At 43.1% G+C, this 15,687-nt stretch carries 17 protein-coding genes and 1 tRNA gene; 11 read left to right on the top strand and 7 right to left on the bottom strand.

Annotated features, from left to right (window positions below; all coding sequences use genetic code 11):
- Positions 1–139: 139 nt before the first annotated feature.
- Positions 140–847, top strand: coding sequence for a 3'-5' exonuclease (locus tag IRJ18_RS03720; protein ID WP_194104864.1), 708 nt, complete (start codon positions 140–142; stop codon positions 845–847).
- Between the two features lie 4 nt (positions 848–851).
- Positions 852–2,564, top strand: a complete 1,713-nt coding sequence (locus tag IRJ18_RS03715; RefSeq protein ID WP_194104863.1) for an ABC transporter ATP-binding protein — start codon at positions 852–854, stop codon at positions 2,562–2,564.
- Positions 2,565–2,656: 92 nt separating this feature from the next.
- Here IRJ18_RS03715 and IRJ18_RS03710 read toward each other — a convergent pair whose 3' ends face one another.
- The 5 genes from IRJ18_RS03710 to IRJ18_RS03690 all read right to left on the bottom strand — a co-directional run bounded on the left by IRJ18_RS03710 (position 2,657) and on the right by IRJ18_RS03690 (position 8,960).
- Complete coding sequence (locus IRJ18_RS03710; RefSeq protein ID WP_194104862.1) at positions 2,657–3,064, bottom strand: hypothetical protein; 408 nt, start codon at positions 3,062–3,064, stop codon at positions 2,657–2,659.
- 105 nt (positions 3,065–3,169) lie between these two features.
- Complete coding sequence (gene topA, locus IRJ18_RS03705; RefSeq protein ID WP_194104861.1) at positions 3,170–5,572, bottom strand: type I DNA topoisomerase; 2,403 nt, start codon at positions 5,570–5,572, stop codon at positions 3,170–3,172.
- A gap of 379 nt (positions 5,573–5,951) precedes the next feature.
- Positions 5,952–7,040, bottom strand: coding sequence for a tRNA 2-thiouridine(34) synthase MnmA (gene mnmA, locus IRJ18_RS03700; RefSeq protein WP_194104860.1), 1,089 nt, complete (start codon positions 7,038–7,040; stop codon positions 5,952–5,954).
- A gap of 633 nt (positions 7,041–7,673) precedes the next feature.
- Positions 7,674–8,732, bottom strand: coding sequence for a 3-dehydroquinate synthase (gene aroB / locus IRJ18_RS03695; protein ID WP_194104859.1), 1,059 nt, complete (start codon positions 8,730–8,732; stop codon positions 7,674–7,676).
- A 21-nt stretch (positions 8,733–8,753) separates the two neighbouring features.
- A complete protein-coding gene (locus tag IRJ18_RS03690) occupies positions 8,754–8,960 on the bottom strand; it encodes an RNA-binding S4 domain-containing protein (RefSeq protein ID WP_194104858.1) in 207 nt (68 codons plus the stop codon).
- Positions 8,961–9,026: 66 nt separating this feature from the next.
- On the opposite strand from IRJ18_RS03690, the gene IRJ18_RS03685 reads away from it, so the two are divergent.
- Complete coding sequence (locus tag IRJ18_RS03685; protein ID WP_194104857.1) at positions 9,027–10,229, top strand: proline dehydrogenase family protein; 1,203 nt, start codon at positions 9,027–9,029, stop codon at positions 10,227–10,229.
- On the opposite strand, the gene IRJ18_RS03680 is transcribed toward IRJ18_RS03685, so the two are convergent.
- Positions 10,226–10,705, bottom strand: coding sequence for a DinB family protein (locus tag IRJ18_RS03680; protein WP_194104856.1), 480 nt, complete (start codon positions 10,703–10,705; stop codon positions 10,226–10,228). The genes IRJ18_RS03685 and IRJ18_RS03680 overlap by 4 nt on opposite strands.
- Complete coding sequence (locus IRJ18_RS03675; protein WP_194104855.1) at positions 10,702–11,331, bottom strand: HAD family hydrolase; 630 nt, start codon at positions 11,329–11,331, stop codon at positions 10,702–10,704. The genes IRJ18_RS03680 and IRJ18_RS03675 overlap by 4 nt, the downstream gene beginning before the upstream one ends.
- Before the next feature lie 77 nt (positions 11,332–11,408).
- Here IRJ18_RS03675 and IRJ18_RS03670 point away from each other — a divergent pair.
- The 8 genes from IRJ18_RS03670 (at position 11,409) to IRJ18_RS03635 (ending at position 15,638) form a co-directional block, all read left to right on the top strand.
- Positions 11,409–11,482: transfer RNA gene (locus tag IRJ18_RS03670), tRNA-Ile, on the top strand.
- A gap of 313 nt (positions 11,483–11,795) precedes the next feature.
- Positions 11,796–13,046 carry a site-specific integrase gene (locus IRJ18_RS03665; protein ID WP_194104854.1) on the top strand — a complete coding sequence of 417 codons (1,251 nt, stop codon included), beginning with the start codon at positions 11,796–11,798 and terminating at the stop codon, positions 13,044–13,046.
- 20 nt (positions 13,047–13,066) lie between these two features.
- The gene (locus tag IRJ18_RS03660) at positions 13,067–13,435 is read left to right on the top strand and encodes an ORF6N domain-containing protein (RefSeq protein ID WP_194104853.1); all 369 of its coding nucleotides are present in this window, start codon (positions 13,067–13,069) and stop codon (positions 13,433–13,435) included.
- Between the two features lie 33 nt (positions 13,436–13,468).
- Positions 13,469–13,807: a type II toxin-antitoxin system RelE/ParE family toxin gene (locus IRJ18_RS03655; protein ID WP_194104852.1), complete on the top strand. Its 339-nt coding sequence runs from the start codon at positions 13,469–13,471 to the stop codon at positions 13,805–13,807.
- On the top strand, positions 13,791–14,096 hold the full coding sequence (locus tag IRJ18_RS03650; RefSeq protein ID WP_194104851.1) for a helix-turn-helix domain-containing protein: 306 nt from the start codon (positions 13,791–13,793) through the stop codon (positions 14,094–14,096). The genes IRJ18_RS03655 and IRJ18_RS03650 overlap by 17 nt, the downstream gene beginning before the upstream one ends.
- A gap of 278 nt (positions 14,097–14,374) precedes the next feature.
- Positions 14,375–14,662 carry a helix-turn-helix domain-containing protein gene (locus IRJ18_RS03645; RefSeq protein ID WP_228072528.1) on the top strand — a complete coding sequence of 96 codons (288 nt, stop codon included), beginning with the start codon at positions 14,375–14,377 and terminating at the stop codon, positions 14,660–14,662.
- Positions 14,663–14,711: 49 nt separating this feature from the next.
- Positions 14,712–15,029, top strand: a complete 318-nt coding sequence (locus IRJ18_RS03640) for a hypothetical protein (RefSeq protein WP_194104850.1) — start codon at positions 14,712–14,714, stop codon at positions 15,027–15,029.
- 21 nt (positions 15,030–15,050) lie between these two features.
- Complete coding sequence (locus IRJ18_RS03635) at positions 15,051–15,638, top strand: ParA family protein (protein WP_194104849.1); 588 nt, start codon at positions 15,051–15,053, stop codon at positions 15,636–15,638.
- Positions 15,639–15,687: the final 49 nt, after the last annotated feature.

Genomic DNA, 15,687 nt, shown 5'->3' with positions numbered 1-15,687 from the left:
CATGAATGATTCGAATACGGAAGAAGTTAATAGAGATAGTTTAATACTCCATTGTTATGTCATTCTTCCATAGTCTATGTACCATGGGCTATGGACTATATTTAACTTTTGCTATTTTGCCAAAAATTAAACGCCGACAATGCTTGAACAACTGGACTTGCTGAACATGATGGTGCTGGACATTGAAACCGTGCCGCAATACCCCACGCACGATGAGTTGCCCGAGCATATGCAGAAACTTTGGGATGCAAAAACCAAATATCAGCGCCGGGATGAAGATACCGCACAAAGCTTTTATGAAAAGGCCGGCATTTGGGCCGAGTTTGGTAAAATTGTTTGTATTTCAGTAGGTTTTTTTACTAAAGAGACACCCACAGGCTTCCGGGTAAAATCGTTTGCTGGGCACGATGAGCGCGAGTTGCTGGTGAAATTTGCATTAATGCTGAAAGACCGCCCGGCTAACCTGGTGCTTTGCGCACACAACGGTAAAGAGTTTGATTTTCCATACATCTGCCGCCGCATGCTGATACATGGTATTAAACTGCCCGCGCAATTGCAGATAGCCGGAAAAAAGCCCTGGGAAGTAAACCATATAGATACCATGGAGCTTTGGAAGTTTGGCGACTATAAAAGCTATACCTCGCTGAGTTTATTAACTGCTATTTTTGATATCCCCACACCAAAAGATGATATTGATGGCAGCCAGGTAGGCAATGTTTACTGGAATGATAACCAGTTGGAACGTATCTGTACTTATTGCCAGAAAGACGTGATAGCCACCGCGCAACTATTAAGGCGTTTCCGCGGGCAGGACCTGATAGCAGATGACAATATTACCATAGTTTAACCCCATGCTGAAAACCGAGAATTTGAAGGTCTCTTTTAAAACCCGCGATGGTTTGTTTGAAGCTGTGAAGGGCATTTCTTTTCAATTGAAGAAAGGGGAAACGCTGGGGATAGTAGGTGAATCAGGCTCGGGTAAATCGGTTACTTCACTTACCCTGATGCGTTTGCACGATGAAAAAAGTACGATTATCAGCGGCAATATTTGGCTGGATGATGTCGACTTGCTGAGTCTTCCTGAAAAGGAAATGCAAAAATTGCGCGGCAACCGTATAGCTATGATCTTCCAGGAGCCCATGACCTCACTTAACCCGGTTATTACTTGCGGTAAGCAGGTTACCGAGGCTATACAATTGCATTTAGGCCTAAATAAGCAAGCTGCTAAAACCGCCGCCATTGCCTTGTTTAACGAAGTGCAATTGCCGCGGCCCGAAGCTATATTTGATAGTTACCCCCACCAGATATCGGGCGGGCAAAAGCAGCGGGTGATGATAGCCATGGCACTATCCTGCAACCCTGAACTGTTGATTGCCGATGAACCCACCACCGCGTTGGATGTCACCGTTCAGAAAACGATAATTGAACTGTTACTGAAGCTAAAGGCCGAACGCAATATGAGCCTGATATTTATCTCGCATGATCTGGGCGTGATCAGCGAGATAGCCGACCATGTGGCGGTAATGTATAAGGGCGAGATTGTAGAGCAGGCTACGGTAAAACAGATATTCGCACATCCTAAGCATCCATATACCAAAGGCTTATTGGCTTGCCGACCCTCGCCATCGCAACATCTAAAGAAATTACCGGTGGTTGCTGATTTTTTAAAGGAAGGCGATACGGTTACCAGTGTAACTATTGATAAAATAAGAGAGCAGTATACCTACACCGCAACTGAAATAACCGCAAGGAAAAAGCAACTATATAGTCAGCCACCGCTACTTAGTGTGAAGGATATGAATACCTGGTTTCCTGTAGGCGGCGGGCTGTTCAACCTGAATAAACAAGTGGTGAAAGCTGTAAATGGGGTAAGTTTTGATGTTTTCCCCGGCGAGACTTTAGGCCTGGCAGGGGAATCTGGTTGCGGCAAAACCACTTTAGGGCGCAGTATTTTAAGGTTAATAGAGCCTACATCGGGCCAGGTGAGCTTTGATCAAACCGATCTGCTTAAACTAAACACCAGCGATATGCGCCGTATGCGGCGCGATGTCCAGATCATTTTCCAGGATCCATATTCATCATTGAACCCTCGTTTAACAGTAGGCGATTCGCTGATGGAACCCCTCCAGGTGCACCAGCTATACAGCAATAATTCCGAGCGCAAACAAAAGGTGCTGGAGTTATTAGAACGTGTAAACCTTAACCCAAGTCATTTTAACCGTTACCCGCACGAGTTTTCGGGTGGACAGCGGCAACGCATTGTAATAGCACGGGCATTGGCCCTGCAGCCTCGTTTTATTATTTGCGATGAATCTGTTTCCGCATTGGATGTTTCGGTACAGGCGCAGGTATTGAACTTGCTGCGCGAATTGCAGGAGGAATTGAAGCTTACCTATATCTTTATCTCGCACGATCTGTCAGTGATTAAACATATCTCCGACCGTATTATGATCATGAACAAAGGGCAAATTGAAGAAATAGGCGAGGCGGATGAAGTGTATAATCATCCAAAGCAAGACTATACCAAACGATTGATCGCGGCAATACCGGGAGGTCACGCTTAAAAGAGAAAGACAAGACGTAAAGTATTTTTACACGTGTCATGCCGAAACAAGTTCGTCATGACGTTAAAGTCCTTTAGCTTTGGTCTTTAACCTCATTTCCCTATCATCACCCCCGGCTTGTTCACTATCGGCAGTTTTATAAAGTTTGATTCGATAATGCTTTCGGGCAGGAAGATGAATTTCTTGTCGAATATTTCGCGGCCAATGTAATAGCTAACCCAGTATTCATTATTAAGCCCGAAGGTTTGCTCATCTATCGGTTCAATCAGCTTAAAAGTTTCACCTTCTATCACCGGAAACATATGGCGCAGAGTTGATGTTTTTACCTGTTCGCCATCCTTTTCGCCATAACCCTTACTGGTGATCAGTACATTTTCTATAGGCTCGTTTTTCAGATTGATGAGATATACATACCAGGTTTTCGCCTCTATATTCTCACCCTCCAATGCCACTGCAACGGCTATGTTCTCTACTATATTTTCTGGTAAGTCCTTTTTCATTTTATAAAGAAACGATGTCATTTCGACCAGCGGGAGAAATCTTATACGTTGCGACTTATCGCTTTTATAAGATTTCTCACTGCATTCGAAATGACACGCTGTTAGTTACTTCTTTTTCGACGCGGCCTTCTTCTTGGCTGGCGCTTTTTTAGTTGCAGCTTTCGCTGCCGGTGCTTTTGCTGCAGCTTTGCCAAACCGGCCTTTTTTTGCATCCTGCGGTGTGGCGTCGGCCAGGGCCTTGCATTCGGCGTAGGTTAGGGTTTGCGGGTCTTTATCCTTTGGTATTTTAACATTCAGCTTACCAAATTCAATATATGGCCCCCAGCGCCCATTAAGCACTTTTACAGCCGGGTCTTCATCAAACGACTTGATCAAACGCTCGGCATCCTTTTTACGTTTAGCTAAAATCAATTCAACGGCCTGCTCTTCAGTGACGTCCAGCGGATCAATTTCTTTTGGCAACGAAACAAAGGCGCTATTATGACGAATGTACGGGCCAAATTTGCCAATAGCTACCGTCATGTCCTTATCTTCAAATACACCTACCTTTTTAGGCAGTTTAAACAACTCTAAGGCTTCGAGCAGGGTTATGGTCTCAATCATTTGGCCTGCCCTTAAACTGGCGTATAACGGCTTCTCTTCGCTTTCGTCGGTAGCGTTATCACCTACCTGAACAAACGGCCCGTAGCGCCCAATGCGCACCGATACCTTTTTACCGGTTTCGGGGTGCACACCTAATTCCCGTTCGCCGGTTGCTTTGTCGGCAACTTTCAGGGTATTTTCTACCTCGTTATGAAAGGGCTGGTAAAAGGTGCGGATCATGTCCGTCCATTCCTGCAGTCCCTGGGCTATCTCGTCAAATTGCTTTTCAACAGTGGCAGTAAAATGGAAATCAACAATCCCTTTAAAATATTGCACCAGGAAATCGTTCACTACGGCGCCAATATCTGTAGGGAAAAGCTTATTACGTTCGGCACCGGTGTTTTCGGTACGCTGTTCTTTAGTGATATTACCACCCTTTAAAGTAAGCACGCGGAAATTACGGCTACGACCTTCGCGTTCTTCTTTTACTACATAACCACGGTTTTGTATGGTAGATATAGTAGGGGCATAGGTTGATGGACGGCCAATGCCCAGTTCTTCCAGTTTCTTTACTAAACTTGCTTCTGTATAGCGTGATGGCGGGCGCGAGTAACGCTCGGTAGCTGTCATTTCCTGCAAAGCCAGTATCTGGTTAACACTTAATGGTGGTAAAATAGCATTATCGCCATCCTGTGTGGTATCTTCTTCTTCGTCGTTCGATTCCAGGTAAACTTTAAGAAAACCATCAAACTTCATTACTTCACCATTGGCTACCAATTCTTCTTTACGGGTTGAGATACCAATTTTCGCGGTGGTCTTCTCAAACTGCGCCTCACTCATTTGCGATGCGATGGCACGTTTCCAGATCAGTTCGTACAGGCGTTTTTCCGAATTATCGCCATCAATTGTATGTGCATTGAAATAGGTGGGTCGTATAGCTTCGTGAGCTTCCTGCGCGCTGGCCGATTTGGTTTTATACTTGCGCATGGTATGGTACTTATCGCCCCAGGCCGATACAATTTCTGCCTGCGCGGCATTAATTGCCGTGTCGGATAAGTTTACCGAATCGGTACGCATGTAAGTAATCTTACCGCTTTCATACAATTTTTGCGCTACCTGCATGGTGCGCGATACTGAAAAGCCCAGCTTACGGCTGGCTTCCTGTTGTAAGGTTGAAGTGGTGAACGGCGCTGCAGGCGAACGGCGTGCAGGCTTAGTTTCTAAAGAGTTAACTTTAAACGTAGCATCAGCACAATCGTTTAAAAACTTCTCTGCGTCTTCCTGTTTACTGTAGCGTTCGGCCAGTTCGGCCTTAAATGCCTCGCGGCCTTTGCCAAATGTAGCGGCAATGCGAAAGGCCGCTTCCGCGGTAAATTTATTTATCTCGCGTTCACGGTCGACGATGAGGCGTACCGCAACTGATTGTACCCGGCCTGCCGAAAGGGATGGTTTAACCTTTTTCCAAAGTACGGGCGAAAGTTCAAAACCTACTAGCCTATCCAGCACCCGGCGGGCTTGCTGGGCATTCACCAGGTTATAATCTATCTTACGCGGGTTTTCTATAGCCCGCATAATTGCCGGCTTAGTTATCTCATGAAATACAATGCGTTTGGTGTTAGCATCTTTAAGGTCAAGGGTTTCAAATAAGTGCCAGGAGATCGCTTCACCCTCCCGGTCCTCGTCCGATGCCAGCCAAACCGTATCGGCTTCCTTAGCTAACTTCTTCAGTTCGCTTACCACCTGCTTTTTATCGGCAGGCACCTCGTACTTCTGTTCAAAATTTTTACCGATGTTAATGGCGTCATCACTTTTAATGAGATCGCGGATGTGGCCGTAACTGGATTTCACGGTAAAGTCTTTACCAAGATACCCCTCGATAGTTTTAGCCTTAGCCGGTGATTCAACAATAAGTAAATTTTTCGCCATCAAATAATTTTTTTCTGCAAATAAAATAGAAAGAAGTGGATTAGCAAATATAAAGTTTCATAGCAGTGCGTAATCTGTTCTAAGAGTGAACGGTTTAAAATACGTTTTGTGTGGCGATTTTTTGGTCCTGTTAACCTGCAGGCGCATATTGCGCGTCCATTATTTGCCTATATCTTAGGGTATAAATACAGATCTCTACCCTTCAAATGTTTTAAGAAATATTTGGAAAAGCAACACCGGTGCTGCAATTAAGGTTTGTTCCTGCTATCCGCTCCTCCGAATAAGTCCTACGGGCAACTCCCTATTTCGCCGTGCTCCATATGAATATAGAAGAAAACTAATCTCCAATTAACCGATCTCTAATCACTCCCCGAAAGGCCTACATCAAAAACCCGCCACCCAGTAAATCCTGACCTTCGTAAAATACTGCCGATTGTCCCGGCGCTATACCGGCTACGGCATGGTCAAACTCCACCTTCATATAATCGCCCATTTGCACTATGGTGCTTTCGGCACCCGCATCTTTATACCGTATTTTAGTAACTGCCTGCAGGGGCAGGTTAACGTTATCGTATTTTACCAGGTTAAGGTTGCGAACCCAGGCCTCGCGTTTTTCAAGCTCCTCCTGTGTGCCCAAAACTACGGTATTGGTATCCGGGTCAATTTTGGTAACAAACATAGGTTTGCCCAAAGCAATCCCTAATCCTTTACGCTGACCGATGGTATAAAAAGGATATCCCTGGTGCTGGCCTACCACCGTGCCATCTGTTAAAGTGAAATTACCATTGCCTACCCGTGTATCCAGATCCTGCACTTTATGGCGCAGGAAAGCCCGGTAATCATTGTCGGGCACAAAGCATATCTCGTAGCTCTCGCTTTTAGCGGCCAGTTCATGCTGTCCCATATCCAAAGCCATTTGCCTTATTTCGGGCTTACTGAAACTACCTAATGGGAATTTAGTACGTGCCAGGTTTTGTTGTGATACTCCCCACAATACGTAAGATTGATCCTTGTTTTCGTCCCTGCCTTTTGATATTACATAACGACCGTTGTCCTGTAAACGGATATTGGCATAGTGCCCGGTCGCGATAAATTCACAATCCAGTTTATCGGCACGTTTTAAAAGGGCTTCCCATTTAATGTGGGTGTTGCAAAGCACACAGGGGTTAGGGGTGCGCCCGGCCAGGTATTCATCTACAAAGTTGTCTATCACAAAATCGCCAAACTCGTCGCGGATATCCAATATATAATGTGGCATGCCATAACCAACAGCCAGGGCACGGGCATCGTTAATGCTATCTAAACTACAGCAGCCGGTTTCTTTTGAACTGCCGCCGCTTGAGGCATAATCCCATGTTTTCATAGTAAGGCCAATAACTTCGTACCCTTGCTCATGCAACATAACTGCAGCAACCGAGCTATCAACCCCGCCGCTCATGGCCACTAATATCCTTCCGTGTTTGCTCATCTGGGTGCAAAGGTAAGCATTGTAATTTTTATGCCTGTGAATATTGCTGATTTTGACTATAATGTGATGTGAGTAACAGAAAGCAGAGGCAGAGTTTTAAAACTAATGATGTATAGCGCTTCTTTGGTTATATAATACTTAACCCATTTGAAGGTCAACGCTTACAACATAGATCAATCTATGATTGATGTTTAAACGGGTTATAATATTTAGTTATATCTGCGCCATTTTAAGCATTTTATGTATGCTTTTCAGCAATTTTTAACGACAGAAACTACTTACAGCAGTCAGTGGAAAAGGTAAAATAGTATGATAATTTGGAGAGTACATAATTTTGACCGCGTGCAAAAATGAGTATGAAAAATAAATAATTGTTTTTTTAAAAAATTGCTAAAAGTGAATAAGCCTATTGTAATGCATTTATTACAGTAAGTATATTGGGATAACCTTAATCATATTAAATGAAAACTATTGCTAAACTAACAATTGAGCAAAAATTACAGGGAATCATACTTGCGATCATTGGTTTCGTAGCTTTAATAGCTTACGTTATTCTGTAATTTTTAAAAAACAACCCCAAAAAAATAGGCGCCAAAAGCGCCTATTTTTTTTATAATATATTAAATACCCCTTTTATAAAGAAGCATAATATTGCAAACTGCTGCAAAGTTCATCTTCAGTGCAAATATTATCAATACTGCTTTCGCCAATCCTTTTGATCAACGAACAATTGATCTTATCACCATGGTTCTTTTTATCTTTTTGCATCAGACTGTATAGTTCGCCATGGCAGCTTGCTTCCACATTATAGCGCGGGTATAAGTTTGAAAATACGCCTACTATTTCATTCAATTCGTCCAGGCTTAAACCGGTGCGCTGATGTGATAGCCACGATTCGCAAATCATACCAATGGCAATGGCTTCACCGTGGGTAAGCGGGTTCTCGTCATGTTCAAGCGAATAAGTTTCAACCGCATGGCCAATAGTATGACCAAAATTAAGGGCCTTACGAATTCCCTTTTCTTTAGGGTCCTCTACTACAATGTCGTTTTTAATATTCACCGATTGGTAGATCAATTCGGCTGAAGGTAATTTCAGATCACTAATTTTTAATTCGTTCCAGTAAGCCGCATCGGCAATTAAACCATGCTTCAACATTTCAGCTAAACCGGATAGTATCTGGCGCGGGGGCAGGGTGTTAATAAAGCTATGCTCCATAAAAACAGCTTTCGGTTGCGCGAAAGTGCCCACAATATTTTTAATACTGTCGATATCGATCCCTGTTTTGCCGCCCACAGAAGCATCAACCTGCGAAAGCAGGGTAGTAGGCACATGCACAAAATCAATCCCGCGTTTATACGTTGAAGCCGCGAAGCCGCCCATATCGCTGATAACGCCACCACCTAAGTTAATAAGCAAACTATTACGATCAGCGCCAAAATCTATCAGCATTTTCCAAATCCCAACACAAAAATCAATGGTCTTACTTTCCTCGCCCGAGTTGATCTCGATCAGATCGTATTTGCTGTCATCACCTAAATGTTTTTGCAATACGGGCAGACAAAACTCGCCGGTATGTTCATCAGTAAGGATAAAGAATTTAGAATAGTTCCCCTGCTCAACAAATTTAGCAAGTTCGGCAATACTGTTATTAAAATATATGGGGTAGCTGATGCTATTGATCGTGTCCATTGTAATCTCCAAAGTATCCATCTATATCACTATGATCTTTTGACCATCAAATTCAACAACATCCCTTTGTTTCACTTTAAGACGTTTGCGATAATCTACCGTGCCATTGTATTTCACAAGGCCTTCCGTTACTACTATTTGGGCCTCGCCGCCTGTACTAACCAGGTTGGTGGCTTTTAAGAGTTGTATCAAGGGTATATGATCGCCGTTTAGCTTGAATTCTATCATAAGGCGCAAAAATAAACTATTCGCTCAATATTGAGTTATGTTAAAAGCATTTTCTAATTTTGCCCCATGCCAATTAAACACACAGACGATCCGTCAGCTGGGGATAAGCTATCATTTGAAAATACCGAAATTGCCTTCAGGCACGCTTCAAATGCCGATTTGAAACGTGCCTATTGGCTGTTTAAGGCTATTAATATAAATTTCCTTGTAAAAGCGGGCCCGCCAATTACAAACTTTGCCGTGAAAATTGGCTTGCCTGTTAAAGGTATTATCAAGGCCACCATATTTAAGCATTTTTGCGGTGGAGAAACAATTGCCGAATGCGGGCCGACCATCAACAACCTGGCATCGGACGGAGTAGGTACGATACTAGATTACTCGGTTGAAGGCGAAGATGAAGAACAGGTTTTTGATGAAACCCGCGACGAGATCATCCGTACGATAACCCGTGCCACCGGCGATGCCGCTGTGCCTATAACAGTATTTAAAATAACCGGCGTGGCCCGTTTTGGCTTACTGGAAAAACTGGACGCTAAAGACGGGCTTAATGCTGATGAAAAGCAGGAATGGGAAAAAGTACAGACACGGGTAAAAAGAATTTGCGAAAAAGCAAGTATCGCTAAGGTACCTGTAATGATAGATGCTGAAGAAAGCTGGATACAGGATACTATTGATAAGATGGCGCTGAATATGATGCGTACTTATAATAAGGAAAAAATCATTGTTTATAACACATACCAGCTATACCGCCATGATAAACTGGCATCGTTAAAAGCAGATTTTGCCATTGCCGAAAAGGAAGGCTTTATTTTAGGTGCGAAACTGGTGCGGGGCGCTTATATGGAAAAGGAACGTAAACGGGCTGCTGAAAAAGGTTACTCCTCACCTATACAGCCTGATAAAGCATCGGCTGACAAGGATTATGATGCTGCACTGCGTTTTTGTGTTGAACATATAGATAAGCTGGCTATAGTTGCCGGTACACATAACGAGGATAGCTGTAAGTTGCTGGCTACCTTGCTCGACGCTAAAAAGATAGCGCATAACCATCCGCATATTTATTGTTCGCAATTGCTGGGCATGAGCGACAACCTAAGCTTTAACTTGGCCAATGCGGGTTATAATGTGGCTAAATATGTGCCTTATGGCCCGGTAAAAGCGGTGTTACCGTATTTGTTCCGCCGGGCGCAGGAGAACACCGCCATTGCCGGTCAGATGAGCCGCGAATTGGGTTTGATCATCAAAGAAAGAAAGCGCCGGGGAATTTAAGTGCGGATAACGTCTGTATCAACAGGGGTATGGCCAAGCAACCTGCTTATAGTAAGTATCTGTCCTTTATGGTGAAACTCGTGTGTGATAACGTGAGTAAATAACTGCAATGGCGTAGTAGTTATTAACACGCCAGTTCCGGTGGCGTTTTTGCTAAAAGGCTGGAGATAATTATCCTGATATTTGATGATAAAACTATTTACTACTTCATTTACCCGGGCATAAATATTTTCCAAATCTTCGATTGTATTAATATCCCTCTCATCAAAATATATACCCGAAAACTCCTGATCGAAATATTGCAGCCAATGCAGGTATACATTAGCATTATGTACCAGCAATTGATTGATGGTGCTGCTATTAAACACCTCAACAGGTTTAAACAGGTCGGCATTATTCATATTGTCGCAATAATTCAGCAATACTTGTCGCGCACTTTTAATATCATTATACTGTTCTTGTAATAAACTTATCATAACAAGTTCTCCTGTGCAAATTTTTGCAAGGTGTCCGGCGCTTTCATCAGGTAAGCTCGTATTCCTAACTTTTTCGCCCCTTCCAAATGCTGCGGACTATCGTCAATAAACAAAGTCTCGGCAGGGTTAAGATTATTTTCATCTAATAACTGCTGAAAGAAGGCTGTATCAGGTTTGCGCTTACCTACCAGATGCGAATAATAAACTTTCTCGAACAAATGATCATTCCCTTCAAAATTAAATTCCCGGCGCAAATAGTTCATAATATGCGAGTAATGAATATCATTGATATTACTCATCAGAAAAGTGCGGTATTTTGATTTAAGCTTCAACAGCAACTCATGATTACCCTCGGCAATACCCAATAGCATACTGTTCCAGGCGTCGTCGATTTGCTGGTCGGTGAGATTTTTATTGCCCGTTACTTCCCGCAAGCGGTCGCGAAATTGGGCGGCGGTTATCTCTCCCCTGTCAAACGCGTCAAAAATAGCATCCTGCTGCAGGTGCCCAAAAAACTGATTGGAATTACTGATACCCAATTCACTAAATGCTTTTTGAGCTAGGGTAAAGTCTATACTGAAGATAACATTACCGTAATCGAAGATGATATTTTTAATATTTTGCATATAGTTCTTCCAAAATTCGGCACAAATATGTAACATTGCACCCGGAAAAAGAAGAAGTAAGCTTTTTATCCGCAACCGCGCCTATAGCTCAGTTGGTTAGAGTAGAAGACTCATAATCTTTTGGTCCCTGGTTCGAGCCCAGGTGGGCGCACAAAAACACAAGTTGAGACTGTGGTAGACCCTGTAAATCGTTGATTTACAGGGTTTTTTGTTTTATTCCAATCCTTTTCAATCCTTCCGGATGCACAGCTTTGGCGACCAATCCAGCGACCAAAAATCATTTTTTACTTTTGGTCGCTTTTATGAGTTAAACGATTGATAATCAGTTTTTAAATTGCTTAAATATAGACTAAAAAGCACTCAAAAAGACTGGAAAAAAAGACCAATCCGGCGACCAAAAAGCGACCAGAAATTGATGATTTCTGGAGGTAATTAATCATTTATTCACTTAAAACTGTTAAACGATGAGAACATCGCAGTCATTTGGTGTGCATTTCACCATCAGAAAAGGCAGGGAAAAAGACGGCAAAACGGCCGTTTATGCCAGTATTACCATTAACAAGGAAAAGGTGCTCATTGCCTTAAAACGTTTCGTTGACGTGGACAGCTGGGACAAGGGACATGGTTGTGTCAAGGTAAGATTGCCGGAAGCTAAAGAAACGAACGCTTACCTGGAGGAAGTCAAATTTACGATTACCTCCTACTATCAGCAATTGCAGATCGCGGGAAAGGAAATTACGCCACAACTTGTAAAAGCCTACTTCTTAGGGGAAGCAACTGAGGAGACCCATTCATTGAGCCGGCTGATGGATTATCATTACGAAACGGCATCAGCAGCGCTTACCTGGAGTACGCTCAAACATTACGCGGTAACACGCCGGTACCTGGAGAAATTCTTAAAAGAAAAGCGAAAGACAACCGATATCCGGATCAATGATATCGACTACAAATTCATCATTGATTTTGAAACCTTCCTGCGCAACCACAAACCGGCCGACCATTTCCAACCTATTAATAATAACGGCGTGATGAAACACCTGATCCGCCTGCGTAAAATGACCACGCTCGCCTTCAAGTTGCAATGGATCAGCAAAGACCCCTTTAAGAATTACAAGTTCCGGTATAAAAAGGTCGAGACCGCTTTCCTATCGACTAACGAGTTAAAGACACTGGATAAATATGAACTGGCTTCTGATACGCTCGTGGTTATACGCGATTATTTTCTGTTCGCCTGCTATACCGGGCTATCATTTGTAGACCTGATGAATCTACATGAGGGCAATGTGGTGCGTGGTGAAGACGGGGAGAAATGGTTAAAGCTATTCCGCCAAAAAAGCAACGAGCCTACGAATATTCCTTTATTGGCAACAGCCCAGGAGATCATGGACAAGTATAAAGATAACCCCCGGTCAGTATCGTTAGGAAAGATATTTCCTACGATCACTAATCAAAAGGTCAACGTTTATCTGAAAGAGATCGCCAAGATCGCCGGCATTAAAAAGAAGCTCACCTTCGGCGTGGCACGGCATACGTTCGCCACTACCATTACACTGGCTAATAATGTGCCTATCGAGACAGTAAGCAAAATGATGGGGCATACTAAAATTGCCACCACACAAATCTATGCGCGGGTATTGCTCAAAAAGGTCAGTGATGACATGGGCAAACTTAAAAAGATCATCGAAAACAACCAGGTAAATATTGAACAGGAATAATTCACCAAATAAATCAGATCATGGCAACACCAGATAAATTAATAGAACTATTAACCGGCAAAGTATTCAAAGTTCGCGGCGAAGCCGTAGTACTGGACTTTGACGCCGCCGCCTTATATGAGGTCGGAATAGACCAATTGCACAAAAGTGTTAGCAGGCACCATCAGCGTTTTCCTGAAGACTTTATGTTTCGCCTGGCACCAAAGGAATGGGACGAGATCTGCATTCAAATTTGGGGGGAACGCCGTACCATCCGGTCCAAGCCGCCTGTAGCTTTTACCAACGCCGGTCTATTTATGCTATCCAGCGTTTTAAAAGGTCCCCGCGCTGCCCAAGTCAGCGTGCTGATTATTGAATCATTATTTTCTTATAAAAAAATCATTTCATAAGTTGCCCAATTAGGCAACTTTAATTAAATTTGTATGGAACGAATTAGAAAAGTTATCGTTTACAAAAGATACTTTTTAGATTTCGCAGAAGCGCAGTCCAAACAGGTATACACTAAAATTTTGTGGACATTTGATCTGATAGAAACGGTACCAAGGATACCTGAACAATATCTTAAACATATTGAAGGCACTAAAGGCCTTTACGAAATAAGGGTTGTTTCAGGAAGCGACATTTTTAGGATATTCTGTTTTTTTGACGAAGGGAAATTGGTTGTTCTAATGAACGGCTTTCAAAAGAAGACGATGAAAACACCGGCTAAAGAAATTGCAAAAGCTTTAAAAATAAAGGAGGAGTATGAAAACAATAAATAATGACATCACTACTTTCGATGAATTGAAAGATCGTGAATACGGGCCGATAGGCACTCCGTCCCGCGACCAATATGAGAAAGAGGCAGAGGCCTTTATACTTGGCGTAATGTTAAAGGAAGCCAGGTTAGCCAAAGGGTTGACACAAGAACAATTGGCTGAAAAATGCGGGACCACTAAAGCATACATCTCAAAAGTTGAAAATAACTTGAAAGACGTGAGGATCTCAACATTGCGCAACATTGTAGAAAATGGCCTAAACGGTCATCTGCAATTATCCGTTCAACTGTGATGCTATTTTAGCGTGCTTTCCAAGAAGTTCACAAAATGTGAACTTCTTGTATTTTTTGACTATTATGACATGGTCACCGCGAACTCTATAACCTAATACGAGGCGTCACAAATTGTGTCGCCTTTTTTATTGCCATTCATTTTAGTTCATCTTAATCCTTTTCCACCTAAAAATAACGCCACCCTTTCAAAAGTTGTCATTTTCTGATTTACCGCTTTCCGAATTTTGAAGTCCTTAAAAATCAAGTTATGGACAAAACAACTGAACAAAGATCAAGAATGGGGATGGTTCCGACACGGAACCAGATATTGACCCTTGGTGACCTGGAGGATTTCAAAAATGATATGCTCCAGGAGGTTAAGCGTATCATTAAAGAATGCGCCAGCGGAGCGCCGGGTAAAAAATGGCTTAAATCAGCTGAGGTTAAAAAGCTACTGGGTATCTCACACGGCTTTTTGCAATCGTTAAGAGATAGCGGCGTACTGCCCTTTACCAAGATTGGCGGGTCCATCTATTATGACTACGAAGACATCACCTTTATGATGTCCACCAACAAAAGTGCCTGATGTTTTACCGGCCGGGCCTGTCAGCAGCGTCCGGCCATTTTCTAATTCTATGTTATTTCAAACGCCCAAACGTAAAGCTAAAAGAGTGTCCGCCGAGCGCCGGAAACCCGAATTGATACTTCAGAAAGGGTTCGGCACCGAGATGCCGCCCCAAAAGATCCTGGTGGAAATTTATTTTGATCAAAAAGATCATAGCTCCGAAGCGGCGGCTTTTTATGCGCATTATGAGAAAGCTAACTGGAGCAGCCCTAAAGGCACCCCCTACCGCAACTGGAAGCTCTTAGCCGGAGAATGGATCTTCAATTACGAGCAGGAACAAAAGCTTTGCAAACGACAGCGGGAAAATGCGCTGCTGTCATCTTATTAAACTATAAAATATCAAACCAGCATGGCAAAGATCATCACTATCGCCCATCAGAAAGGCGGCGTAGGTAAAAGTACACTGGCGCTCAACCTGGCGCTTTGTTTTCAGGATCAACTATCGGTACCATTAGTAGATACTGATTTGCAGGGCAGTTTATACCATATCAGAGCGGATTTTCCTGACCTGGCCGTTATCGGCATTGATAAATTGTCTGATATGGGACAATTGGCTTACGACCTCATTATCGTAGATACACCGCCGTATCTGTCGCACAAATTGCCTGAATTATTTGCGCAATCGGATTTTATCCTGGTGCCGACCAAAGCCGGATTTTTTGATGTCATGGCTATCCGTTCTACTATCGCATTGATCAACGAAGCCGGTAGCAAAGCCGGCATCGTGCTGAATATGGTGAAGCCGCGTTCCGGCATCACCCAGGAAGTTGCTGAACTGCTGCAAATGCTCGAGGCCCCATTATTTAATTCCAGGATTCACGACCGGGTGAGTATTGCCCGTTCTTCGATGACCTCCGGCATTTTAAAAAGTGGTGATGCAAAAGCTAAAGCGGAGTTCATGGCGCTTGCCGAAGAACTGGTGGACCAGATAGCGTGATAGCTTTTTATTTAAATAGGAAGCTAGCATAATCGCAAAATAAGATCAT

Source organism: Mucilaginibacter boryungensis, from assembly GCF_015221995.1.
GTDB lineage: Bacteria > Bacteroidota > Bacteroidia > Sphingobacteriales > Sphingobacteriaceae > Mucilaginibacter > Mucilaginibacter boryungensis.
This window is presented reverse-complemented; position numbering and strand designations above follow the sequence as displayed.

Coding starts and splice junctions, on each gene's coding strand:
- IRJ18_RS03720 (WP_194104864.1), top strand. CDS start 140: ATGCTTGAACAACTGGACTTGCTGAACATGATGGTGCTGGACATTGAA.
- aroB (WP_194104859.1), bottom strand. CDS start 8,732: ATGGACACGATCAATAGCATCAGCTACCCCATATATTTTAATAACAGT.
- IRJ18_RS03655 (WP_194104852.1), top strand. CDS start 13,469: ATGGAACGAATTAGAAAAGTTATCGTTTACAAAAGATACTTTTTAGAT.
- IRJ18_RS03665 (WP_194104854.1), top strand. CDS start 11,796: ATGAGAACATCGCAGTCATTTGGTGTGCATTTCACCATCAGAAAAGGC.
- IRJ18_RS03645 (WP_228072528.1), top strand. CDS start 14,375: ATGGGGATGGTTCCGACACGGAACCAGATATTGACCCTTGGTGACCTG.
- IRJ18_RS03685 (WP_194104857.1), top strand. CDS start 9,027: ATGCCAATTAAACACACAGACGATCCGTCAGCTGGGGATAAGCTATCA.
- IRJ18_RS03660 (WP_194104853.1), top strand. CDS start 13,067: ATGGCAACACCAGATAAATTAATAGAACTATTAACCGGCAAAGTATTC.
- IRJ18_RS03680 (WP_194104856.1), bottom strand. CDS start 10,705: ATGATAAGTTTATTACAAGAACAGTATAATGATATTAAAAGTGCGCGA.
- IRJ18_RS03690 (WP_194104858.1), bottom strand. CDS start 8,960: ATGATAGAATTCAAGCTAAACGGCGATCATATACCCTTGATACAACTC.
- mnmA (WP_194104860.1), bottom strand. CDS start 7,040: ATGAGCAAACACGGAAGGATATTAGTGGCCATGAGCGGCGGGGTTGAT.
- IRJ18_RS03650 (WP_194104851.1), top strand. CDS start 13,791: ATGAAAACAATAAATAATGACATCACTACTTTCGATGAATTGAAAGAT.
- topA (WP_194104861.1), bottom strand. CDS start 5,572: ATGGCGAAAAATTTACTTATTGTTGAATCACCGGCTAAGGCTAAAACT.
- IRJ18_RS03675 (WP_194104855.1), bottom strand. CDS start 11,331: ATGCAAAATATTAAAAATATCATCTTCGATTACGGTAATGTTATCTTC.
- IRJ18_RS03635 (WP_194104849.1), top strand. CDS start 15,051: ATGGCAAAGATCATCACTATCGCCCATCAGAAAGGCGGCGTAGGTAAA.
- IRJ18_RS03640 (WP_194104850.1), top strand. CDS start 14,712: ATGTTATTTCAAACGCCCAAACGTAAAGCTAAAAGAGTGTCCGCCGAG.
- IRJ18_RS03715 (WP_194104863.1), top strand. CDS start 852: ATGCTGAAAACCGAGAATTTGAAGGTCTCTTTTAAAACCCGCGATGGT.
- IRJ18_RS03710 (WP_194104862.1), bottom strand. CDS start 3,064: ATGAAAAAGGACTTACCAGAAAATATAGTAGAGAACATAGCCGTTGCA.